The organism is Melghirimyces profundicolus (assembly GCF_003054245.1).
Classification (GTDB): Bacteria; Bacillota; Bacilli; order Thermoactinomycetales; family DSM-45169; genus Melghirimyces; species Melghirimyces profundicolus.
In genome coordinates this window covers 53,583-77,531 of the sequence record NZ_QBKR01000005.1, presented here as the reverse complement: position 1 = coordinate 77,531, position 23,949 = coordinate 53,583, and the positions used below count along the sequence as shown (strand labels likewise).

General features: G+C 58.3%; 20 protein-coding genes and 1 pseudogene. 6 read left to right on the top strand and 15 right to left on the bottom strand.

Annotated elements, in window-relative coordinates; translation table 11 throughout:
* Positions 1-25: 25 nt before the first annotated feature.
* From C8P63_RS05170 to C8P63_RS05150, 5 genes are all read right to left on the bottom strand, one after another.
* Positions 26-1,183, bottom strand: a complete 1,158-nt coding sequence (locus tag C8P63_RS05170; protein ID WP_108022281.1) for an acyl-CoA dehydrogenase — start codon at positions 1,181-1,183, stop codon at positions 26-28.
* Between the two features lie 36 nt (positions 1,184-1,219).
* Positions 1,220-2,074, bottom strand: a complete 855-nt coding sequence (locus C8P63_RS05165) for a 3-hydroxybutyryl-CoA dehydrogenase (protein WP_108022280.1) — start codon at positions 2,072-2,074, stop codon at positions 1,220-1,222.
* Positions 2,075-2,102: 28 nt separating this feature from the next.
* On the bottom strand, positions 2,103-3,281 hold the full coding sequence (locus tag C8P63_RS05160) for an acetyl-CoA C-acetyltransferase (RefSeq protein WP_108022377.1): 1,179 nt from the start codon (positions 3,279-3,281) through the stop codon (positions 2,103-2,105).
* A 232-nt stretch (positions 3,282-3,513) separates the two neighbouring features.
* A complete protein-coding gene (locus C8P63_RS19710) occupies positions 3,514-5,316 on the bottom strand; it encodes a VanW family protein (RefSeq protein ID WP_108022279.1) in 1,803 nt (600 codons plus the stop codon).
* A gap of 202 nt (positions 5,317-5,518) precedes the next feature.
* A complete protein-coding gene (locus tag C8P63_RS05150) occupies positions 5,519-7,630 on the bottom strand; it encodes a (Fe-S)-binding protein (RefSeq protein WP_425437245.1) in 2,112 nt (703 codons plus the stop codon).
* A gap of 480 nt (positions 7,631-8,110) precedes the next feature.
* On the opposite strand from C8P63_RS05150, the gene C8P63_RS05140 reads away from it, so the two are divergent.
* A complete protein-coding gene (locus C8P63_RS05140; protein ID WP_108022276.1) occupies positions 8,111-8,698 on the top strand; it encodes an NAD(P)/FAD-dependent oxidoreductase in 588 nt (195 codons plus the stop codon).
* 131 nt (positions 8,699-8,829) lie between these two features.
* Here C8P63_RS05140 and C8P63_RS18745 read toward each other — a convergent pair whose 3' ends face one another.
* From C8P63_RS18745 to C8P63_RS05100, 8 genes are all read right to left on the bottom strand, one after another.
* Entirely contained in the window at positions 8,830-9,087 is a 258-nt protein-coding gene (locus C8P63_RS18745) for a hypothetical protein (RefSeq protein ID WP_146172117.1), read from the bottom strand.
* Positions 9,088-9,738: 651 nt separating this feature from the next.
* Positions 9,739-10,503 (bottom strand): lysine 5,6-aminomutase subunit beta, encoded by a 765-nt coding sequence (gene kamE / locus C8P63_RS05130; RefSeq protein WP_108022274.1) that lies wholly within the window; start codon positions 10,501-10,503, stop codon positions 9,739-9,741.
* The gene (gene kamD, locus C8P63_RS05125; protein WP_108022273.1) at positions 10,478-12,085 is read right to left on the bottom strand and encodes a lysine 5,6-aminomutase subunit alpha; all 1,608 of its coding nucleotides are present in this window, start codon (positions 12,083-12,085) and stop codon (positions 10,478-10,480) included. Before kamD ends, kamE begins: the two co-directional genes overlap by 26 nt.
* Positions 12,082-13,719: a lysine 5,6-aminomutase reactivase ATPase KamC gene (gene kamC, locus C8P63_RS05120; RefSeq protein WP_146172116.1), complete on the bottom strand. Its 1,638-nt coding sequence runs from the start codon at positions 13,717-13,719 to the stop codon at positions 12,082-12,084. The genes kamD and kamC overlap by 4 nt, the downstream gene beginning before the upstream one ends.
* A 9-nt stretch (positions 13,720-13,728) precedes the next feature.
* On the bottom strand, positions 13,729-14,787 hold the full coding sequence (gene kamB, locus C8P63_RS05115) for a lysine 5,6-aminomutase reactivase subunit KamB (protein WP_108022271.1): 1,059 nt from the start codon (positions 14,785-14,787) through the stop codon (positions 13,729-13,731).
* A 3-nt stretch (positions 14,788-14,790) separates the two neighbouring features.
* Positions 14,791-16,098: a lysine 2,3-aminomutase gene (kamA, locus tag C8P63_RS05110; protein WP_108022270.1), complete on the bottom strand. Its 1,308-nt coding sequence runs from the start codon at positions 16,096-16,098 to the stop codon at positions 14,791-14,793.
* A 44-nt stretch (positions 16,099-16,142) separates the two neighbouring features.
* Positions 16,143-17,198: an L-erythro-3,5-diaminohexanoate dehydrogenase gene (kdd, locus tag C8P63_RS05105; RefSeq protein ID WP_245920705.1), complete on the bottom strand. Its 1,056-nt coding sequence runs from the start codon at positions 17,196-17,198 to the stop codon at positions 16,143-16,145.
* A gap of 136 nt (positions 17,199-17,334) precedes the next feature.
* Positions 17,335-18,753, bottom strand: coding sequence for a sigma-54 interaction domain-containing protein (locus tag C8P63_RS05100; protein WP_108022268.1), 1,419 nt, complete (start codon positions 18,751-18,753; stop codon positions 17,335-17,337).
* 158 nt (positions 18,754-18,911) lie between these two features.
* On the opposite strand from C8P63_RS05100, the gene C8P63_RS05095 reads away from it, so the two are divergent.
* Together C8P63_RS05095 and C8P63_RS18740 are read left to right on the top strand one after the other, a co-directional pair.
* Entirely contained in the window at positions 18,912-19,262 is a 351-nt protein-coding gene (locus C8P63_RS05095; RefSeq protein WP_108022267.1) for a hypothetical protein, read from the top strand.
* A 114-nt stretch (positions 19,263-19,376) separates the two neighbouring features.
* A complete protein-coding gene (locus C8P63_RS18740) occupies positions 19,377-19,571 on the top strand; it encodes a hypothetical protein (protein WP_146172115.1) in 195 nt (64 codons plus the stop codon).
* A gap of 511 nt (positions 19,572-20,082) precedes the next feature.
* On the opposite strand, the gene C8P63_RS05085 is transcribed toward C8P63_RS18740, so the two are convergent.
* Positions 20,083-20,451 carry a hypothetical protein gene (locus tag C8P63_RS05085; protein ID WP_108022265.1) on the bottom strand — a complete coding sequence of 123 codons (369 nt, stop codon included), beginning with the start codon at positions 20,449-20,451 and terminating at the stop codon, positions 20,083-20,085.
* Positions 20,452-20,861: 410 nt separating this feature from the next.
* Here C8P63_RS05085 and C8P63_RS19980 point away from each other — a divergent pair.
* From C8P63_RS19980 to C8P63_RS05070, 3 genes and pseudogenes are all read left to right on the top strand, one after another.
* Positions 20,862-21,050, top strand: a pseudogene (locus tag C8P63_RS19980) (hypothetical protein); the annotation flags it as partial.
* Positions 21,051-21,087: 37 nt separating this feature from the next.
* Complete coding sequence (locus C8P63_RS05075) at positions 21,088-21,852, top strand: hypothetical protein (protein ID WP_146172114.1); 765 nt, start codon at positions 21,088-21,090, stop codon at positions 21,850-21,852.
* A gap of 508 nt (positions 21,853-22,360) precedes the next feature.
* Positions 22,361-23,311, top strand: coding sequence for a prenyltransferase/squalene oxidase repeat-containing protein (locus C8P63_RS05070; protein ID WP_108022262.1), 951 nt, complete (start codon positions 22,361-22,363; stop codon positions 23,309-23,311).
* Positions 23,312-23,768: 457 nt separating this feature from the next.
* Here the strand turns inward: C8P63_RS05070 and C8P63_RS05065 are convergent, their stop codons facing one another.
* On the bottom strand, positions 23,769-23,933 hold the full coding sequence (locus tag C8P63_RS05065) for a XapX domain-containing protein (RefSeq protein ID WP_108022261.1): 165 nt from the start codon (positions 23,931-23,933) through the stop codon (positions 23,769-23,771).
* Between the last annotated feature and the right edge of the window lie 16 nt (positions 23,934-23,949).

Genomic DNA, 23,949 nt, shown 5'->3' with positions numbered 1-23,949 from the left:
CTTCCCCTTTTCTCGAAACGAACATTCAATCACAACGCTTCCAGTCTCCCAACAACTCCCCCGCGATCACGAGTCGCTGAATTTCGTTGGTCCCTTCATAGATCTGCGTAATCTTGGCATCCCGGAAGAGGCGTTCCACGGGATATTCCCGGGTGTAACCGTAACCCCCGAAGATCTGGACGGCCTGGGTGGCTGCCTCCATCGCGGTGTCCGAGGCAAACATCTTGGCCATGGAGGATTCCTTTCGGCAGTCATGCCCCTCCTGGTAAACAAGGGCCGCCCGATAAACGAGGAGCCGGGCCGCTTCCACCCGGGTGGCCATATCGGCCAGTTTCCATTGGATGGCCTGCAGTTTCCCGATCGGCTTTCCAAACTGCTTTCGCTCCTTGGCGTAAGCGGCAGCGGCCTCCAGAGCGGATGCGGCAATCCCCAGAGCCTGCGCCCCGATGCCGATCCGCCCCCCGGCCAGGTTGGACAGAGCGATCTCATAGCCCTGCCCCTCTTCCCCCAGACGGTTTTCAACGGGAACTTCGGCGTTGTCGAAGCGGATCTCACTGGTGTTGGAACCGCCCAGCCCCATCTTCTTCTCTTTTTTTCCGACGGAGAAGCCGGGAGTGTCCTTCCCGACAATAAAGGCGGTAATCCCTTTCGACCCCTGTTCCGGGTTCGTTACGGCAAAGGTGACGTAGATGTCGGCTTCCCCCGCATTGGTGATGAACACCTTGTTCCCGTTCAGGATGTAGCGGTCCCCCCTCCGTTTGGCCCGGGTGCGGATGGACGATGCGTCCGAACCGGCGTGGGGCTCCGTCAGGGCGAAGGCCCCAAGGTACTCCCCCCGGGCGAGGAGGGGAACATACTTCTTTCTCTGTGCCTCCGTTCCGTAACGGAGGATGGGAAAGGTGCCAACGGAAGTGTGAACGGACAGGATGACCCCGACGGTGGCACTGACTTTGGAGATCTCCTCCAAGGCGAGGATGTAGCTCAGGAAATCAGCCCCGGCCCCGCCCCATTTTTCGGAGAGCGGGATTCCCATCAGACCCAGTTCCCCCATCTTGCGGACGGTTTCCTTCGGAAACCGGTCATGGGCATCCATTGATTCGACCCGGGAAGCAATTTCGGTGCGAGCGAAATCCCGCACCATTTTGCGCATCATTTCCTGTTCTTCGGTGAAGCGGAGATCCATGGCATCAACCTCCTGCCGGCTCCGATGGCCGCTGTCTCATTCGTAAGTGTAAAAGCCCCTTCCCGTTTTCCGGCCCAGCCAGCCCGCTTTCACGTATTTCCTCAGAAGGGGGCAGGGACGGTATTTGGGATCGCCGAAGCCTTCATACAGAGTCTCCATAATGTAAAGACAGGTGTCCAGGCCGATAAAATCCGCCAGAGTCAACGGACCCATCGGATGATTCATGCCCAGTTTCATCACTTCGTCCACCGCTTCGGGTTCGGCGACTCCTTCGTATACGGTGTAAACCGCTTCGTTGATCATCGGCATCAGCACGCGGTTGGACACAAATCCGGGGGAATCGTTCACTTCCACCGGGTGCTTCCCCATGTCTCGGGCCAGCTTCTCCACCGCCTCGAACACATTGTCGGAAGTGGCCAGTCCCCGGATCACCTCCACCAGTTTCATGACGGGCACCGGATTCATGAAATGCATTCCGATGACATGATCCGGCCGCTGGGTGGCCGCAGCGATCCCGGTGATGGGCAGGGAGGATGTGTTGGTGGCCAGGATGGCGTGCCCGGGGGCTTTTTCGTCCAGTTTTTTGAAAAGATCCGTTTTTACTTCCATGTTTTCGACGACCGCTTCCACCACGATATCTGTTTCACGAACAGCCTCGGCCAGGTCGGTGGTGGGCCGGATCCGGCTTAAGACTTCGCCCTTTTCCGTTTCTGTCAGCCGTCCCTTCTCCACCTGGCGGAAGAGGTACTTATCAATCCCTCTCATTCCTTTCCGCACGAAGGCTTCCTCCAGATCCAAAAGGCGGACCGTAAATCCCGATTGGGCGGCCACCTGGGCGATCCCGCTGCCCATCTGTCCGGCCCCCACTACTGTGAAGTTCCGAATGCTCAAGGGGATTCCCCTCCTTGGTTTGTTTTCGTCAATCAACCCGGATCAGAACGGCATCTCCCTGGGCGGAACCGCTGCAGATCCCCGCCACCCCGAGTCCTCCTCCGCGGCGGCGCAGCTCCGAGATCAAGGTAAGAATGATCCTCGCTCCGCTGGCACCGATCGGGTGTCCGAGAGCCACCGCCCCGCCGTTCACGTTCACTTTCTCTTCATCCCAACCGAGGATCTTTCCGTTGGAGAGAGCGACGGCGGAAAAAGCTTCGTTTACTTCCAAAAGGTCGATCTGATCCAGCGTCAGGTCGTGCTTTTTCAACAATTTTTGGATCGCATGGGCCGGAGTAATGGGAAAATACCGGGCTTCCATCGCCACCGCCGCATGACCCAGAATGCGCGCCACCGGCTTCGCTCCCAGTTCTTCCGCTTTTTCCGCCGAGGAAAGCACCATGGCGCAAGCGCCGTCGTTCACACCGGGAGCGTTGCCCGCAGTTACCGTTCCATCCTTGAGGAATACCGGTTTCAACCCCGCCAATTTCTCCAGGGTGGTGTCCCGGCGGGGGGCTTCATCGGTGTCCACCACGGTTTCCCCTTTTCGGCCCTTCACGGGAACCGGGATGATTTCTTCCGCCATCTTGCCGGACTCAATGGCCGCGACCGCCCGTTCATGGCTCCTCAATGCCCAACGGTCCTGTTCCTCCCTGGAAACCTTGTATTCGGCAGCCACATTGCTTCCGTGGACCACCATATGAACTCCGTCAAAGGCGCACCAGAGTCCGTCATGAATCATCAGGTCCACCACTTTGCCGTCCCCCATCCGATGACCCCAACGGCCTCCGGGAAGGATGTACGGAGCATTGGACATACTCTCCATACCCCCGGCCACGATCACGTCGGCGTCACCCGCCCGGATGATCTGATCCCCCAAGGTGGCACTCCGCATCCCGGACGCACAAACCTTGTTGATCGTCTCCGTTCCCACTTCCCAGGAGAGACCCGCTTTCCGAGCGGCCTGACGGGAGGGGATCTGGCCGGCTCCTCCCTGCAGGACCATCCCCATGATCACTTCTTCCACCGCTTCATCCGGGATCCCGGACCGGTCAAGGGCTCCGCGGATCGCAATTCCGCCCAGATCCACAGCGGAAAGGTCTTTCATTACGCCTCCGAACTTCCCGAAAGGGGTCCGTGCCCCACCAAGTACAACCGTTTCCTTCAAATCCAGCACCTCCAGGGAATTTTCCTAACGAGCGCTCGCTCGGAATCCGACCAAAAATAAAACGCTTCCAATATCAAGATTACTCTGTTTCTTCTGTGTTGACAATGCTCTTTTTTCTTTTGTCAATAAACAGAAAATTTTGTCTCCCGAAACAAAAAAACCGCCCCTGATCAGGGGCGGGCCGAAGGTTCATCATCCAGCCTTTCTCCGGTGGCGAAGGGATCGGATTCTGTCAGCTGCCGGCCACGGATGATCCGCCGTCCCCGCCTTCCACCGTACTGGAAGAGGCGGAGGGATCACTGGTGGAGGAATCATCGCCCGGGGAGGAATCCCCTTCGTCCGAATCGCCTCCTTCAGCATTGCCGGTATCTCCGTCTGTGTCATTGCCGTTGTCCTCACCGGTGTCTCCGCCATCTGCATCATTCCCGGTGGAGTCCCCTGTGTCGGAAGTGTCTCCGCCGGTTTCCGTTTCTTCACCTCCTGTGCTTCCGCCCGCTCCGTCTCCGGAGGTGTCCGCTCCGCCGGTGGAGGACGTATCGGTTTCACCGGTGCTGCCGGTGGCACCGCCGCTTTGCCCGCCTGTACCGGTTCCTGTCGGACCCTGGTCGTTGGATCCCTCCTGTCCGGGATCCAACCGGTCGGAGGGGCTTTCGGGATCGGTGGGAACATCGACCGGAAGCCCCTTTGGAGCCGGTGGAACCGAACGCGGGGACACTTCGGCTTCCGGGGTCGAATAAAGCTCCACCGTGATCGAACGATCATCGGTGTTCACCCGGATCAAGACCGGTTCTTTCAGGCTGTTTTTGAACTGAAAGTCCGGCGCATCCCACGCCACCGTCGCGTCGCGGCCGGAAGGGACATAGGTTGCCCCATTTCCGTACGAAAAGCGGTAAATGATTTCCATTCCGGCTTCATCCACACTGTTAAACAAGGTGGAGGAGGTCTGAGAAACGCCCCCTCCCACCCCTTCGCTGAACTCCCCTTTCACCCGGGAAGGCACGGGTAAATAACCCCTTTCCCGGGAGCGTTTCCCCACTTCCCGGTTAAAGGAAAACACTTCTCCGGGATTGAGTACCCGCCCATCCAGGGCGTTCGCCGACTTCCGGATATTGTGGATCCTTTCCCGGTTGGCCCCCTTAAAGTAAGTGGTGTAAGAACTGATCCGTTTCCGGTCCACCCGGAGAAGGTCCCGTTCCACGACCAGCGGAGCGGCCTTTTTCATGGGGATGGGTTGGGGTTTGTTCAATATGGCCGGGAGGTTTTCCAACGTTCGGTGCACCGCATCCACATCCATCACTTTCCCATTCTTGGCGGGGCGGATCGGATCCCCCAAATGCTTGATGCGGGCGTTTCTGGGCGGCCGGTCCACCTCGCGCCGCACCTTCGCCAGCCAGGCATCCAGCTGCTTCCGGTTGATGCTGTCCGGGTTCTCCCCGTCATAGCCGATCTGATTCAGATCGATTTCCCACTTCTGATGCCGGTGTTCCAAGATGAGCCGGTTCGGATCCTGAAAAAATCCGTCCGCGATCCTGGTGGAAATGACGAATAAAAGAAACAGAATAAAGACGGTGAATGCCCATTTCCACCCTTCCCCCCCCGGTTGACGACGGGTGTCCGCCCTTGAGCCGGTGACAGGGTCACGCCTTGCCTTTCCGGAAGGTTCCTCCGAGATGCCGGATTCTTCTTCGGTGTCTTCGGAATCGGTCTCCCCGAATGCTTCACCTGGCTCGTCCTCCGGCGGCTCCCCGTAGGAGTTGTCTTGCGGCGGGGAAGGTTCCGGGGAAGGGGGCTCTGCTTTCTCCTTCCCGGTCCCTTGATCCTTCGCCGTTCCGTCGTTCCCCCCTTCGGGCAGAGGGAAGCAGGGCCGGGCACTGAGGGCTTCATAAGCCTCCCGCACCTCCCGGAACTGCCGTTCCGCTTCGGGGGAAGGATTGACGTCGGGATGGTATTGCCGCACCAACCTGCGGTAAGCCCGCTTGATTTCTTCCTGGGAAGATTCCGGGCTTACTCCCAATACGGAATGATAATCTTTCATAGCCAACCTCTCTTTGGTCTTCGGTTTTCAAGGTGCTTGGAGTTCCCTCCTGTGAGAGGTTTCTCCTTATCGTCTTCCAACATAGCACATGCTCAAACCCATCACAATATCAATACTATTCGTTTAATTAAAGCTTTGCAAAAACCTTTTTTTGAATGTTCCGTCTCCATCTTGAAAAAAGAGCCCGGGATCGATTCCCGGGTTAATGAATCTCTTCCGCCACCGGCGCCGGTTTCTCTCCGAAATCAATCGACTGCGCCAGCACTTCGGCAACGTCCATCGTTTTGACATCGTCTTCCACTTCTTTTGCTTTGGCACCATCACTCATCATGGTGAGGCAATAGGGGCAGGCACTGCCGATCAGGCTGGGGCTCACGGCAAGGGCCTGCTCGGTCCGGGCGGTGTTGACGCGGACCCCGGACTGCTCCTCCAACCACATCATGCCGCCGCCGGCACCGCAACACATCCCGTTTTCCCGGTTCCGTTCCATCTCCACCAGCTCGATACCCGGTATGGATCGGAGAATGGCCCGGGGAGCATCATATTCTTCATTGTACCGCCCCAAGTAACAGGAATCGTGGTACGTGACGCGCTCCTTCACTTCCTTCGCCGGCTTCAGACGGCCTTCTTCGATCAGCCGGGCCAACAGCTGGGTGTGGTGAACCACTTCCACGCCTTCCAGCCCGAAATCGGGATATTCATTCTTGAAAACATTGTAGGCATGAGGGTCCGCCGTCACGATTTTTTTCACGTTGTATTTCTGGAACTGGGCGATATTGTCCATCGCCAGTTGTTGGAACAGGAATTCATTCCCCATCCGGCGGGCGGTATCTCCGGAGTTTTTCTCTTTTTTGCCCAGGATGGCGAACTTCACTCCGGCGTGGTTGAGCAATTTGACCAGGGCGTGGATCACTTTTTGGCTCCGGTTGTCGTAAGAACCCATGGAACCGACAAAAAGCAGGTACTCGAAATCTTTCCGTTCTTTGACCGTCGGAGCCTCCACCCCTTCTTCCAGACCGTCACGCCACTTCTCCCGCTCTTTTTTGCTGATTCCCCAGGGATTCCCCTGACGCTCGATGTTTTGGAAGGTGCGGGTGGCTTCCGCCGGCATTTTACCTTGGGTCAGCACCAGGTGACGCCGCATGTCGATGATTTTGTCGACGTGTTCGTTGGATACCGGGCAGGCGTCTTCGCAGTTGCGGCAAGTGGTGCAGGCCCACAATTCCTCTTCCGTGATGACATCCCCGATCAGCTCCACGGGATAATCATAGCTTCCATCCTCTTCACGGGCGGCCGCCACTTCGGTGGCCGCGTTGGCTCCGCTGAAGGCGTAAGCCGGCATCCACGGACTGCGGGAGGTGATGGCGGCGCCTTTTTCCGTCAGGTGATCTCTCATCTTCACCAACAGATCCATCGGGGACAGCATCTTTCCGGTTCCCGATGCAGGACACACGTTGGTGCACCGTCCGCATTCCACACAGGCATAAAGATCCACCAGCTGATTCTGATTGAAGTTTTCGATTTTGTTGACTCCGTATTCCGTCAGAGACTCATCTTCGAAATCGATGGGCTTCAGCTTGGATGGCGGATCCTGCCGTTTCAAAAACACATTGATGGGGGCCACCAACAGGTGGAAGTGTTTGGACTGGGGGACATACACCATGAATGCCAGGAGGTCCAGGGTATGAATCCACCAAAAGATGTAGAACATCATGGCTGCCGCGTCAGGTGACATCCAGGAAAAGGCGGCGGCGATCACCGTGGAAACCGGGGTGGCCCAGGCGGGCAGTTCCGTCACTCCCCAGACGTGTTCAAACCCGGCGGAGAAGAGGATGGAGGTCATCAGCACACTGAGAAAGATCACCACCAGCCCCGCCTTGAACCCCCGTTTCAGGCGGGCCAGCTTTTCCACATACCGGCGGTGGAAGGAATAGGCGGTCGCCAGCAGAACGGCGAACACGGTGATCTCCTGAATCAGGACGAACACCGGATAGGCGGGAAGAGGAAGGTGTTTCCCGGGAAATAACCCCTTGATGATCAGGTCGATCGCCCCGAACTGAATGATGATGAACCCGTAAAACATCACCACGTGCATGATTCCGCTCTTCGGATCTTTTAATATCTTCCTCTGGCCGAAGACGTTAACCCACACCTGGTGAAGCCGGGCTTTCATATCTTTGGAGAAATCGGCGGGCTTTCCCAGACGCACATAGGTGTACCGGGCGTACACCACTTTTGCGGCCAAATACACCCCGTACCCGAAAACCGCGATGAATGCGATCAGGTTGATGATTTCCAGCACGGACACAACCATCCACTCCTTTGCGCAAGACTCAGCTAAAAAAAAATATTCGTACTGTTAACGGGAGATTGACAATGCTTCCTTCATCGTTTCGCGCGATTCCGTTACCGGCGGAATCCCTTCGGGACGGATTTCACCGTCACAATGGCACATCCATTGTACCACAAAATGAGTGGGTATTCATTCATTTCATTTCTTCTTTCTTGAAAACGCTTCCTTTTCATTATGGTAACCGGTGAAAAGAAAAATGTCGAGAAGGCCCTTCCTTTTCGACAAACGCTTTGGAAATGAGCGGTCCATGAACCGGACAGAGCCCTCCCCTCCTCCAAAACGGAACGATAGAGGGGTCTTGATCTCGAAGGGGAAGCCTTGCCACACCAGAATGAGGCCGGCAGGGCGCTCCATCCGGCTGATTTTTGGTTGACAATTCCATCTCTTTTGAATACATTGGAATTATGTGAAATCATTCACATAAAGGGTTTTTGATTTTTCGTGAGATCATTCGCCGGGCAGGACAGCAAGTCGCTGTTTCTTGATTCTTCGGGGACGGTGCCGACAAACACCTTTGGCCAAAGTGACGTCCCCCATCTCTATGTCGCGGGGGATGCCCGGCAAACCCATTCAGCGGTCTTCAGCATGATGGAAGGCCGGACGGCGGTCCTCCACGCGATGGGACGGAAGATCGCTCCTCCTGATTACCGAAGCACTCCCCTTTCCTTCAATGACCACCCGCAGGCGGCCGCCGTCGGGGATCTTGCCGACGGGGGGGACAACGTTCGGGAAATCATCCTTCCTCTTTCCCGCAACTTTCGGTCCTGTCTGTTTGATCATGAAGAAGAAGGTTTTTTGAAGCTTCGCTGGAATCAGGAAGGGAGATTGACGGGTGCATCCGCTGTCGGTGAACGGGTGGCCGAAGCTCTCACCCCACTGGGATTGGCGATCCGGATGAGGATTCCTTTGAAGTCGATGACGGAGTTTTTCGGCGCCCATCCCTCCACAGCGGAATTCCCCTTTCACGTCTTGCGTTCACAGGGATGGCTCCCAAGTGAACATCCACCGGAAGGAGAGAGAAGCGTATGAAACCGGACCCGAACCTCGGCTTCATTTTCGGACTTCTCGGATCACCGCCTTCGGCATCACCCTCCCCGTCACCCGAATGGCGATCCAAGACTTCCCCCCCTTCTTTCATCGGTCCGGGGCACAGCGGATTCTCAAAGGGAACATCCTTCCGGTGGACCCGGAAGCGGCGTGTCCGGTCGGGTAAGACAGATTTCGCATTCGGAATTCCCGCAGGAATCCTCCAACCAGGTGTTGCACAAAAGACAGCAATAAGCCATGTATTCGTCGGAATAGACGAGGGACGCCCCGCAGGAAGGGCAGGTTTGGTCGGTAATCACACCCCGGATGGACGTTCTGCCGTAAACCACCCGGTTTCCGGTTTCCTTAAGGTGCCTGTTGCGATTCCGCATTCCGTCCCCCTCCGTTTCTCCGGGAAAAACCCCGATTGATTAAAAATTTTCTGATATTCAAAAGAGACGATTCCGGTTGGCACCGGCCCCGCCATCGGGAAACCGGATCCAAACCCAAACTTAAAACGCTTTGAATCGAAAGTGTTAATATAAATCTACCCCAAAACGAAGAAAAAATCCTTTTTTTTGAAAAAAAGAGGGTTGAATACGGTTGGCCCAGTGCTTCAGGAGCCGAATCGAGCAGAATGCATTGATTTTACACGAATCGGGGTATGATATTGGCGGCGTCCCGCTCTCTGGGAGGCTCCCTCACGTTGCCGCCTGCTGCGGGCAGGGGGAAAACGCCTGCGGATGCAACACAGAGAAGCTTTTGCCCCTGAACGCCCTTACAGGCTGATTCTCTGCTGAGCAGGACAGAAGTCGCTATTTTGGGTAAACGCTTCCCCTTTTCACGAAACAATCATGAAATCACAACGCTTCTATACCCCATCGAAGAAGTTCAGCAAAAAAGCCCGCCCATCAGGGCGGGTTTGTGTGATGCTCTCATGTTGAAAGGCAGGGGCGGTTCATGATGGGTCGTTCGCCTTCTTCCCCAACGATTTTACAGGAAAGAAGCCCCCCAACTGTTTCTTCCCCGGAGAAACCGGTTGATCACGACCCGGTTCTCTCTTTTTCCTCCCTGCGGCGTGCCAGTTCGCGGACGATGAAGGAGGCCACGTCAGGTGCGAGGGAACCGGGGCCAAAACCGGCATCGAAGCCGAGTTCCAGGGCCATTTCGTGGGTGATGCGCGGGCCTCCGCAGACGAGAATCAGTTTCTCCCGCAACCCCTCCGCTTCGGTCAGTTCCACCAGTTGGGTCAGATTGGCGATGTGAACCCCTTTCTGGGTCACTACCTGGGAGACGAGGAGGGAATCGGCGTTCCGTTCGATTGCCTGGGCGAGCAGTTCCTCGTTGGGAACCTGGCTGCCCAGATTCCAGGCTTCGATCCCGGGATACCGCTCCAGACCATATTCCCCGTCATACCCCTTCATATTCATGATGGCATCGATGCCGACGGTGTGGGCGTCGGTTCCGGTACAGGCACCCAGCACCACCACTTTGCGCCCGATCCGTTCCCGGATGAACCGGTTGATCCCGTAGAAGTCCATCCGGTCCGTTTCCACTTTGGGTATCCGGATGGAGGAGAAGTCGACGGTGTGTGTACACTTCCCGTACACGATAAAATAGGTGTACCCTTCCCCCAAGTCGGCCATGTGATAAACTTGGGGTTCTTCCATCCCCATCTTGGCCACCAATTGCCGCGCCGCTTCCCGGGCCTCCTCTCCGCAGGGAACGGGGAGGGAAAAACTGAGTTGGACCGCTCCGTCATCCATCGTGTCCCCGTAAGGTTTAATTCGTTTGAAGTCCACTTTCATGGGCGCTTCCCTCCTCCCGCCCACCGAGGCCGAGCCGTTTCCGCAGTTCGATCTCAAAGGGATTGTAATAATCCTCCCCTTTTTCCAGAACCCCCGACAGCCCCTTCCCTCCGGTCCGGCTCCGTTTCACATCCGCCAGCATCCCCCGTTCCAGAGCGGCGAAGAGGCCGATGGATTCCACTTCTTCCAACATTCCAACCGCCCGGTCCAGCACCTCCCGGGCCCGCTTTTCCACTCGCCCCCCGGGAACAAACCGGATTTCTTCCCCCAGACGGCGGGCGTTGTGAAAGATATACCGGGCGTTTTCGATCGCCAGCTTCCGATCGTGGATATGGGGAGTATGCATCGCCTCCGTCATCATGCCGAGGAGTTGCACCCCTTGACCGGTAAGGATGCCCACCAGATTGAACATCGCGTCCTGAATGTGCCCTTTGAAGATGTTTCCGGTCATGTGTTTGGTCGGCGGCATGTATTTCAGGGGAGCGTTGGGGAAAATCTCCCGGGACATCTGGGCCTGAGCCAACTCCATCAGGAACCCGTCCTCCAGGTCCGGGTCCATTTCAAAGGCATGGCCCAACCCCATCTGCTCTGCCGGAAGGCCGGCCATCCGGGCGAACTGTTCGTTGATGAACTGGGAGGCCAGCACCGTGTGGGCAGCCTCCACCGCGTCGGCGGTGGTGAGGTAATTGTCTTCCCCGGTATTGATCATGATCCCGGCATAACCGTTGATCATGCGGGAAAATGCCTGGTCGATCAAGGTCCGTTGCATGTTGATATCCCGGAACAGAATTCCGTAGAGGGCGTCGTTCAACATGACATCCAGCCGTTCCATCGCACCCATGGCTGCGATCTCCGGCATGCAGAGTCCGGAACAGTAATTGCAGAGGCGAATGTAGCGGCCCACCTCCTCCCCCGCTTCATCCAACCCCTGTCGCATCAGTCGGAAGTTCTCCTGTGTGGCATACGTCCCCCCGAACCCTTCCCTTGTCGTGCCATAGGGTACATAGTCGATCAGGCTTTGTCCGGTGCTCCGGATGACGGCCACGATATCGGCCCCCTGTCGGGCGGCGGATTTCCCCTGAACGATATCTTCATATATGTCCCCGGTGGCGACGATGACATAAAGATACGGTTTCTTTCCTTCCCCGAGGCGGGCGATCTTCTCTTCCCGTTCCCGGCGTCTGGCAGCGATTCGGTCCAGGCCCCCGGCGGCCAGCCGGCTCCCCTCCCGCAGGAGGGATTCCCGCCCGGCCCGGGGGACACTGACCAGGTCCAGGGAACCGGCGGCCGTTTGCTCCGCCACCTCCCGGGGAGAAAGACCGTAATGGAGCGACGCGTTCACCACCCAGGTGGCAGCCCCCGCGGACAGGCCTTCTTTTTCCAGAAGGCGATCCACCACCACATTGGGAAGGGGGACCCCGTCCAAATTCACGCCGTCGACCCCCATCAACCGCAAAACCGTCCGTTCCACCGCCACCGTCGTCCGCTTCCCGATGCAGGTGTCCACATCGGCGGCAATCCGGGCCGCCGCCTTTCTCGCCCGGCGGATTTGATCCGGATTCAGCCGCAGTTTCCCGTTCATTTTCCAACCCCCTTGTTCTCCATCGATCCGTCCGATTTCTCTCCGATCCGCTTCCGGGCCTCACGCAAAATGTCCGGGGGCAATCCCAGTATGCCGGCGATGTCCAGAGCGTTCCGAGGCATCGGTTCCCCCGACCAAGGAAGGAGCCGGTAATCCATTCGCTTTTCCAACGCCCTTTCCCAAGGTTCCTCCGCCCCCTCCGGAGACAGGGCGCCCGGACCCCACAAACCCGCCACCCGATACACCCGGGCCTCCTTCACCTCCAACACTTCCCGGAAATGGGTCACCTGAAGGGACCAAAGGGTACGTTTCGCCAGGTGCCGGGTCAGCGCCGCCGCGAGGGCGCCCCCCTCCACCGGGTTGGTCCCCCGTCCCGGTTCATCGATGAGCAGGAGACCGTCGGAGCCCCGTTCCAGAGACCCGACGATCCGCCGCACTTCCGCCCCGAATGTACTCAGGCCGCTCCGGGTCTCCTGAGCATCACCGATGATCCCGACGATCCAGGGAACCAGGGGCATGGAACAGGAACGGGCGGGAACCAAAAACCCGTACTGCCCCAAGGCGGCGATGAACCCCACCGTGGTGAGGGTCACGGTTTTTCCGCCCATGTTGGGACCGATGATCACAGTCGCCCCCCTGAGAACCGTCACATCCACCGGTGAAAACCGCCGGCCCTTGGATTCCAGGGAAGCAGCCACTGCGGGATGGACCCCGCCCACGATCCGGAACACATCGGGATCGGGTTCCGGTCGGACACCCCCCCACCCTTTCGCCAATTCTGCCCGGGCCCGCTGCAGATCCAGCCGGCCCATCTCCTCCACCGCCCGGGTCAGGAATCCGGTCCGGGAACGGAAAGAGGCGGCCAGTCCTTCCAACACCTCCCCTTGGACGGCTTCCAGCCGGGCGGCGGCAATCTCCCGTCGACGGAGGGCTTCTTTCCGTTTCGGTGTGGAAACGGGCCGGAACACGGCATCAAAGGGGGTCTCCCTCACCCGCCGGATCCGGGAGTCCCGTTCCAGGGCAGGGAGATGGCCGGACCGACGGTCCACCACCCACTCTCCTTCCCCGTTGCGCCGAAGAGGAAAATCCCGTTCCACATCCCGGGCGGTCCGTTCCGCCGTCTCCCGCACCCGGCGATCCTCCTCTTCCCACGCCCGTCTGAGCGCCTTCAACCGGGAGTCGAAGTCATCGGAAAGGGAAAAAGAAGGCCCCAGGGAAGGAGCGGGATTCAAGAGACGCAGGGCGGATGCCCACTCCTCCGCCGCCGTCTCCATGCGGAACCGGGGCACCGCCTTCCGGATCAGGGAAGACAGTTTTTCCCCGTGCCACAAAAATGTCTTCACCCGGAACCAGTCCGACACCTTGGGAACTTCCCCCGACTCCAGCATCCGGATCACGCCTGTTGGGTCCGTCAGTCTGGACAGGTGGTAATCCACACGGTCCGCACCGGCCGGATCGTTGCCGAAAGCCTGCAAGAGCTGTTGTTGTTCCGTGAGGACCTCCTGCCATTCGCTTTCCTCCCCGGGCATGAAAGGGGGCAGCGACTCTTTGGCACGCTGCCCCATCGGGGTCCGGGGCCTAAACTTCGACCACACATCTTCCCAGCGGAGAGCCCGCCGGGTAAGGTCATCCATCCACACCGTTCATCCCCCGCTTATGTTCCGCTTGATCTCCTCCAATCCATCGACCCCGTCCCGGACCGCGTCAAAGACCGGAACGGGATGGCAAATCCGGGCCGTCCTTTCCTTCATCTCCCCCGGATCAAAGGTGTATCCCGAGGGGCTGACGGGGTTGACCGCGACGGCGGCCAAACGAACGACCCGCAGACAGGAAAGGGTGCTCCCCTCCCGGTAAAAACGCCGGAGGGAACGAAGGGAAACAAAGGCACGGGTGGGATCCGCCAGAACGAGGTCAACAGGATGTCCCGCGCCTCTCAACCGTTCCAAACCCCGGTCCGTCAAGGAACCGGGAAGGGCCAAACCCCGCCATTCCCCCCCGTCGAGCACCTCCCGCACCCGATCGGCGAGGAGAAGGGAGGAACAGGGGAGTGCCTCCACCCGGCCCTTTCGAATCCCCACCAGTCGATTTTCGGTGACGGCCTGTTCCGCCGCCGACCGGAGAAGGGGATCCTTCGCTTCGGGGAGGGTGAGAAGGTGGACCGCTTCCTCCGTTTTTTCCATCAAACCGTCCAGGGATCGGGCGATGGCGGCTCCTGCGACACAGATCGCCGCATCGGTGATCCAGGGACTGGCCGCCGCTTTTCGGTCGTAAGCGCCGTCCACCAGGATCTGTTCCGCTCCCCGTTCCCGAAACCGGGTGAGGACCTCCCGGACCCCTTCCTTTCTTGTCACACCGGCCAGTTTCACCCGGACCCGCCGCAGGGCCCGGGCCAAGGTGACCGGCCCCAGGGGGGTGTTCAGCGGGGTGGTCTCCAAAAGTTCCCAATCCCCTCCTTTTTCATCGAGAAGGGAGGCGGCGGTGGCCGCCAGGCTTCCAGGAGGGAGAACGACGGGGGGTTTTTTTTTCAACGTCCAGACGTCCCGCTCTTCTCCGTCCACCCCGATGCTGAGGAATCCGACAGAGCGGCCCTCCGCCTCCAACCGGGAAGCCAGGGTGTTGAGCACCGTCGTTTTGCCCGCGTTTTTGGCCAGGCCCACCACGGCAAGGGAATGAACCCTTCCCTTTTTCCATCGGTCCTGCATGGGTCAGGCCTTTGTGGCGGAATTTTCTTTGCGGATTCTCCTCTTTTTCCGTTCAAAGTCCCCACGGCGATTCTCCCGGGTGAGCACCTTGGGTTCCAGATTGAGCCGTTCGTCCGACATCAGAGAAGCGATGCCGATGTTTTTCCCTGCAGACGCGCGGCAATATTCGCAGTTGTCGGAATCGTGTTCCGTATAATTCTCCGGTTCGGGGTAGGAGGTGATCACCCCTTCGAAGTTCCGGAAGATCGTTTTTCGGGAGCTCTGGGAAATCACATAGTTGGGAGCCACCGGGATCTTCCCGCCGCCTCCCGGGGCGTCCACCACAAAGGTGGGAACGGAGTAGCCCGAGGAATGGCCGCGCAAGTATTCGATGATCTCCAACCCTTTGGACACCGGAGCCCGGAAATGGCTGATCCCTTCGGAGAGGTCGCATTGATAGATGTAGTAGGGTCGGACCCGGTTTTTGACCAGTTCATAGTTCAGCTTCTTCATAATGTGGGGACAATCGTTGATTCCGGCCAGAATCACCGCCTGATTCCCCAGGGGAACCCCGGCGTCGGCCAGCATTTCACAAGCCCGGCGGGCTTCCGGAGTCAATTCCTTCGGGTGGTTGAAATGGGTGTTCAACCAAACGGGATGATACTTGCGCAGGATTTTGCACAGATTTTCGGTGATCCGCTGCGGAAACACCACCGGAGCCCGTGTTCCAATCCGGATGATTTCCACGTGGGGGATTTCTCTCAGGTTTTTAAGGACGTATTCCAGCACCCGGTCGTTCACCAACAGTCCGTCCCCGCCGGAAAGCAGCACATCCCGCACCTCCGGAGTGTTCCGGATGTAATCGATGCAGGCATCCATCTGGGGGCGGCCCACTCCCATTCCGATCTGTCCGGAAAACCGGCGTCGGGTGCAGTAGCGACAGTACATGGAGCACTGGTTGGTGATCAGAAAGAGAACGCGGTCCGGATACCGGTGGGTCAGCCCCGGAACGGGGGAGTCGGTATCCTCCATAAGCGGATCCTCCATGTCATATCTCGTCTGTTCCAGCTCCGCCGACAGGGGGACCGACTGCATCCGGACCGGGCAAGAGGGATCATCCGGATCCATCTGCAGGGCATAGTAGGGGGTAATGTTCAGGGGAATGGTCTGGTTGCTGATCCCCACACCGCCCACTTCGTTTTCTTTCAGGTTCACAACCTTCTTCAGATCCTCCAGCTTGCGGATGGTGTGGGTCAACTGCCACAACCAATCATTCCACTGTTCTTCCGTCACGTCTTTCCACAGTTCAATCTCGCGCCAATCCCGAGCCACTTTCGATCACATCCTTCTCCGGAATTTCAAGGGGGGTCGAACCTCTATCCCGCCGTCACTTGGTACCGCTTTTCCAATATCGCCCGGACCCCGGGCGATTCCCGCAGGATTTCCAACGCCCGTTCCGCATGACCGGGAGCGAACCCGTTTCCGATCATCATGTGGACATCTTTGCCCAGCCCTTCCGCTCCCAGGGCGGCCGTGGTGAAACGGACGGCCGTGCTGAAGTGGTACACCGTTCCTCCGTCCCGGGTGGCGAGGACCGTCGAGAGTTCCGTACCCGGAACATTCACGCAATTGAAGGTCAGGTCCGCCAAGGCTCCTCCGGTGGCCTGTTCCACTGCCTCCAGTACCGCCACCGGATCCCGGGCATCAACCCGGATCACGTGGTCCGCCACATTGAGGGAGGAAATCGCTTCACATGCCCCTGCACCCGCTTCCAGGGCCAGGATCCGTCCCTCCGCCCCGGCCTGTTTCCGGGCCTGGTACAGGGAGAGAAGCCCCGATTTCCCACCGCCCCCCATCACGGCCACGGTCTGTCCGGGGTGCACCAAGCGGGCGACCTGGGCCGGCGCCCCGCACACATCGAGGACGGCAAGGGCCAGGGGTTCCGGAAGGTCGTCGGGAAGGACCGCATAAGGGCCACTGGCAAACAGGACGGCCGTTCCACAAACTTCCACCTGACCCGTTTCCATATCCACTGATTGGATCGCCGACAGGGACAACGGAGTCAGGGAAAGGGAGACCAAGGCGGCGATCCGGTCTCCCGGTCGAAGCTCCCGCCCGGGAAAGGCGGGGCCGATCTCCGCCACCCGACCGATCAGCATTCCGCCGGAACCGGTGACGGGATTGTGCATCTTTCCGCGTTCCCGGACAATGGAGAGAATCCGCTCCTTCACCCCCTCCGGGTCAACCCCGCTTTCCTCCTTCATCTGGTTGAAGGATGCCGAGTCGATGTTCAGTCGGGTTACCTCGATCAAAAGTTCGTTGTCACAGCAGACCGGTTCCGGGTCCAACTTCCAGGACGGCTGGGGCAACACCCCCGTCGGCTCCAATACCCGGTGCAACCCGAACCGGTGGCCTTTCTTTTTTGGTTTCACCTCGTCACCCCCTCCTCGTTCCATATTTAAAAAGCAAAAAGGGTGCCAACCGCTGGAAGCGAAAAAATCGCGGCGAAGTCGGGACCGGATTTCCCCTCACAAAAAAAGAGCGCCGAAAATCCGGCACTCCTTTTGCTCATGACTCACGGCTGAATCCTCTTTCCTTCTGAATCCCCAGTTTCCGGAGCTTGTATTGGAGGGTCTGACGGGGAATTCCCAGGCGGGAAGCCGCCCGGCGGACATTTCCCCCGACCGAATCCATCGCCTGACGGATGGCCCGCTCTTCCACGCGGGCCAAGAGTCGGGGCAACGGTTCGCTTTCCCCGGCTTCCAGATCCGACGGAACCCTCTTTCCGACCTCCATGTGACGGGGCAGGTGCGCCAGACCGATCCGATCTCCCTCCACCTGGTTCATCGCCCCTTCGATGGCATGCTCCAGCTCCCGGACATTCCCCGGCCAGTCATACGAGGAGAACAGGTCCTCCACTTCCCTGGTTACGCCGGTCACCAGGGTTTCAAACCGGTAGTTGTATTTCCGGATGAAGTGCCGGGTCAAAAGGGGAATGTCTTCCCTTCGATTCCGAAGGGGCGGTAATTCCAACCCGACCACATGGATCCGGTAATACAGATCTTTTCTGAGGCGCTCCTCCCGAACGCTCACTTCCGGATCTTCATTGGTGGCGGCCAGAATCCGAACGTCCACCGACCGTGTCCGGACGTCTCCCACACGACGGACGGCCCGGTCTTCCAATGCTCTCAAAAGCTTCGCCTGCAGATCGACGGGCATCGCATGAATCTCATCCAGAAACAAAGACCCCCCTTCCGCCAGTTCAAACAGGCCCGGCCGATCCTCCGCCCCCGTAAACGCCCCCTTGGCCGTTCCGAACAGAAGGCCTTCCAGGAGAGAGGAGGGGATCGCAGCGCAGTTCTGGGTGATGAAGGGGCGATGGCGGCGGGGCGAAGCGGAGTGAAGGGACTGAACGATCAACTCCTTGCCCGTCCCCGTCTCCCCGATCACCAGGACGGGGGACCGGGTGGCCGCGGCCCGACGGGCCCGGTCGATCTCCCGCATCATGGCGGGATTCCGGGTCAGAATCTGCTCAAACCGGTAGAGGCCCCCCTCTCGCCGCTGGCCCTTCACCGGTTTCTGCATCCGTCTTTCGAGATCGATCACTTTCTCTGAGAGTTCCTGGATTCTTGTGATGTCCCTGGAAACCTCCATCGCCCCCACCCGTTTTCCCTCCACCCGCAGCGGCATGGTGGAATTGACTGTCACAATCCGCTTGCCGTGCCGGTTGGTATAGCTCTGCTGTTGGTTCTCGATCGTTTCTCCCGTCCGGAGCACCTTCAACAAAGTGCTGGTTTTGGGAGTCAAAGAGGGAAACACCTCCAACAGGTGGTGCCCGAGGACTTCCTCTTCCTTCATTCCGTCCAGGTGGGCCGCAAATCGGTTGTAAAAGACGGTCCGTCCTTCTGCGTCCACCACATGGATCCCTTCATTGATCCCGTGAAGGACTTCCCGCAACATCGTGTCCGCCATCGGAACGTTTCCCATTCGGTTCCCCCCTGTACAAGCTGCCGAAAGGTTGTCACCGTGTGCCGAAAATTCGTCAATTTGATTATATATGGAAAATTGTTTATCGTCTATTATGGGGAATGCCCGGGGCGGTTCCCGGTGCCGGGAGCCGCCCGGAAGTCGGGAGGGGAGCAACCATGGCATGGACCCGGGAGGAACGGGAAGGGATCCTGGAGGAACTTTGGCCCCTTGTCCGGGACGCGACCAAAACCGTCGAGGTCCGGTTGGAAGCCGCACTGGGCATTTTGGAAGCCTACTGGAACGGGAGCTTTGAACATTTTTACGGCCGGGAGGGGTCGGAACGCCATCCCACTTACAAACAATACGGGGCCGGCTTTCTCGCCCACCACATCGACCGGTTTCCGAAGGAATTGGCCCCCTTGCTCATCCGCCGTTTCGGGACGGATCCGGACCTCCTCGCCCCGGGGTACACCATCTGGGCACCGCCGGGGAGCCGGGAACGAAAGAGGATGGAGGAAAACGGATGAAACACCCGCTTTTTACGACGGGTGTTTCCTCTTTTTCGCCTTCCTCGTCGGAGGAGGATTTCCCGTTCACATTCCAGGACGGGACGGAAATGACAAGGCAAGGGAGAGAGCGGGGTGGTTTCCGCAGGAGACGAACAGATGCTTCGGGACTTGGAACAACTGCCGGCCCGACGACAACCTGAGGCTTCCCACAAACGGAAAAAAGCGGCCGTCGATCACCGGCTTCACAGTGCTTTAGCTGCTTGGCCCGAAAAAAACTCCGTTCCCGCTGAAACCCGGAATCGAACAATCAGCCCGGCCTCTCCCTGAAAGGGGGTACCGGGCCACTTTTATGTGCCATCGGTTTTGTCAGAAAGCTCTCCCTCCCTTCTGTGACATCAAAATTTCAACCGGAATAACGAACGGCAGTACTGAATGGAAGCACCGATCGTCGGATGATCCCCGGGCCCAGGTCACCGAGCCGAGCCCCGCTCTTGCAAGCTCCTGATTCCCCGGACCCCGATCCGTATACGGAGCGTCTCAGGCCTCTGGATTTCCTTCCGGGTCCATCACGATTTTTCCGCCCGCCCCATGATGCCCGGAAGGGAAAAAAGAAGGGTGTCCGCTCCGAAGCCCGGAAAGGCAGGGATCAGCCGTTCGGAGACTTCTTCAGGAAAAAGGTTGACGTCCCCTGACCCCCCCTTGCCGGCAGGATGCCAAAGCAGTGGACTTCAAAGATGGAATGTGGATGACCTTCCTAAAAGTGAACGGCGGCATTTACCCGAAGCCCCGGGGTAAACGCTTCCCTTATTTCTGAGCCTGACCATCAATCACAACGCTTCTAAGGATCTTTCAAACAAAGAGAGGGGACCACAACGGACCCAGCCATGATCACTCCCGGATCCTTCCACCTTTTGTTGGCTTCCAGGATCCTCAAAGGTCGGAAACCCAGCTTTCGGATCCGGTCAGCCTCCATGGGACTCGCCCGGATCGGAACCTCGCCTTCACCCGACTTTTTGATGGAGGTCTCTTCTTTGAACAAACCTTCCCGACCCCCCCATGCATCCACATTCTCCATCCGGTGCAAACCCCGTCGGTCTTCTTTGTGATCCGGGGAGACGACTTTGGTCTGAGCGAAAAGATCGGAGGGCAATACGGCTGCGGTCAAAATGATAATGATCGCGACAGTCATCCAACTGGATGGTTTCACGTTTGGTTCCCCTTTCCATTTCAGTTTGGTTCACTTGGACCTTTTTCCAAACTTCTTGGTTCCGATCTTACCGGCAAGGGATGGAATCTTACAACCGGTTTACGGAAAGGAGTCCCGTCAGATGGGGGAATTCCTGCGGACCTGTCTTCCGGTTGGATCGGAAACCGGGGAACCCTCTCTCAAAACCGAAGCGGAAACAGGTCAACCGTGAGTAAGACGAATACGATATCCAAGCCGTCTGAAGCAATGCCGATGGTATCTTTCCGAAGAAATCACCCCACACTCGGATAACTCCTTTTTTAACCATAGTTGCCCGGCGGGAAGCGAAAGAGGGTGACGGTGGAAGGGAGGAATGAACCGGTTGAAAATTTTGTCTCTTTTGAACCCCACGGGTTTGGTAAGATGGAGATATGGCAAGAATGATGGATGAACATTCGGGAGGTTTCGATATGGAACACCCAACCGCTCACACGGTCCGGCGGGAATGGAACCAGGGGTGGGGGACCGCCCGGAATAACCACTCCAAAGTCTGGTTTTCCTTGTCGGAGAAAGCGGTGACGGGAATCTTTCACCCAAGCCCTTCGGACCTTGGAATCCGACGGCTGGAGTGGGTCCGTCCGGGAACTCTGCCCTGTTTTGACCGCTCTATGGGCGGCCGGGAAACACCGGACTCCCAGGAAGGCTGTAAAAGAATGGTTTCGACGGCAAGTGGAGGAAGGGGGCTTTCCCGGTTCCAATGGAATGGACGCTTCCGCGGAAATGGCCGGCGCCATTCTGTTGGCGTGGCATCTGGAGTCCAACCGTCTCTATGAAACAGGAATCCGGCCGGCAGCCGATTTCCTCTGCCGGGCCGGCGAAGGGTCGACAGACCCGGAAATCTGTATCGCCGCCTTGGTTTGTGCCGCCAATCTGGCCCAAGCCTGCGGGGATTCCGACTCGGCCCGCCTGTACCTGGAAAGAGCCGATCGGTGGAGGGACAGCCTTCATGAAACCGGGCCCGACTCCCTGAACCCGGAAACAGCGCTCCGCCGAGTCCGGTTCGGCCTCTTGGCCCCGGAAGATCCCGGGGTCCGAAACGCCCTGATTGAAAGTCCCTCTTACGGCCGAACATCAGAGGAACAGCCGGAAGGACTGCCGGTGGTAACCATCGGGAATCGCGCCCATTATGAACTGGACCTGGACCGGGATATTACCCCGTATCTTTCGCAGCTTGAAGAGATCGCCGAAGAGCGGGGGGGCTTTCCCGAACGTTGGCTTCCGGCCGGGGAGCCGGGGGGGAGTGTGCCCGACCTGTCCTCCCATGCGGAGTACGTCCGGTTGTTGATCTCCCAAAGCTGGGGGACCGTCTGCGACCACCCTCCAGTGGTAAAAGCCCGCTGCGCCCGCCACTCTCCAGACTGAAGGCCCGGCCCCCCCAAAAAACCCCGGCGTTCGGTTTTTGGGCTTATTTTCTTCATTTTGGCCAACCATTCCAACACACGCGTTTCCCGATCCCGGACCGGCAGTCCGACCGTTCATCCATGTAATACCCAGCTCTTTAGATGTTTTTTCCTCAAAGCGGAGCTTTGCACCTTCGGACCTAATATTTAACATAAGATTCGAATAATACGACAACAAATGAGTCGTACCCGAAGGGATTGATTCCGCTCCCGTTGAAATATTGTAAAACGAGAGGCAAACGGAGTCGGTGGCTGTAAACAGACCAGACATGATGAGGGTTAGCACAGCCTTCCTGTTCAAGAGCCAGTGACAACGTAGTCTGTGAAGTAGCTGGGTTTCAGCAAGCTGCCCAATGCTACGGGGCGTCTTATGCCGATAACATGCGGGCCCTTCGGCGAGGTACGCTGACAGTCTAATCCATGTCAGGCCACCAACACCGCTCTTGACCAAAGTAAGGAGGAACCAGCAGATGGCGACCAAAAAACTCAAAGGGCAAGTCCCGAAGCCAAAGAGATCGGTCATCCAGTGGCTGCTTGATTCAGACCCTTCGATCCGTTGGCAGGTCATGCGTGACCTCACCGAAGAGCCCGAATCGTTCGTTTCCGCCGAGCGGTCGCGGGTTGCCTCGGAAGGTTGGGGTGCCCGGCTCCTCGACCTGCAGGCGTCCGAGGGCCACTGGGGGGGTGAGGCCGACGTTCGGAACTGGATGTGCACCACCTACACTCTGCTGCTGTTGAAGGACCTGGGTTTGGATCCGTCGGGTGAGGAAGCCCGCAGATCGATCGGCCTCGTGCGTGACCGCATCACCTGGTGGCAGCTCGACGGCCGGCCTTACTTCGACGGTGAGACCGAGCCCTGTATCAACGGGTGGATCTTGGCAGTGGGCGCCTACTTCGGCGTGGCGAGCGATCGACTGCTCGACCGGCTCCTCGGCGAGCAGCTTGAGGACGGAGGCTGGAATTGCGAGGCCCCGAAAAGTCGGCGGTCCTCGTTCCACAGCACCATCTGCGTCCTGGAAGGACTGTCAGAGTACGAGAAGGCCAAGGGTGCCACCGCTGCGGTGACCGAAGCCCGCGTCCGGGCACAGGAGTATCTGCTGGAGCGTCGCATGTTCCGGTCCCTGTCATCCGGCGAGGTAATCGATCACAACTGGACGCGTTTTTCGTTTCCGACCACCTGGCATTACGACGGGCTGCGGGGGTTAGACTACCTGCGCAGCGCCGGCGTCAAACCCGATGATCGGATCGCCGAGGCGGTCGGCCTGGTGACGAAGAAGCAACAGCAAGACGGGCGATGGCCGCTCGAGAACCCTCACCCCGATCGAGTCCACTTCGACATGGAAGGCGGGGAAGGCGAACCCAGCCGCTGGAACACACTCCGCGCCTTACGAGTGTTGGACTGGTATTCAGCACGAAACTAACGCAGACGCCGCTGGAAGGGGGCTGACAACTACCCGAACTGGCCCGTTCAGCGGCACTACGGAAGGACAACCGGCTTCACGGAAACTTTAAGAGAAGGCCACCTCCGATTCACACGGTTCGGTTACCATGGAGAGAAAACAGGGCCCTTGGAAAATGTCATCCGATCGACAAAAAAAGCTTGAATTCCGCGCTTCGATAATGTTATATTTTGTTATCGTGATCCTGAAAACCTATGTTTTCCATTCATACCTTCAACCAAGGATTTTACGAAACTAAGATAAAGTGGGGAGTGGAAAGGATGTCCAGCCATAACCAGGTGATCGCGTTGATTTATTCCTTCGCGGTCGCCGGAGCCTTCATGGGTGCCGGACTCCTTTACATCGGACTGTGAGTCCGGATACCCGGCTGAAAAAGAGAAGGCCGCCCTCTGACAAAGGGCGGCCTTCTCTTTTTGATTCAGAAACAGCGGGTGATCCATTCAAAGATTTTATAACCCAAATAGATGCCGATGATGCCCAACACACCCGGCAGCGCGTTGGGGGCGGGAATCGGCAACCGTAAAAGAGCGAACAGAAATCCGACAATCAAGCCCGTCAGGGCAGACAGGAGGTAAACTTTCATCCTTCAGACGGCTTCC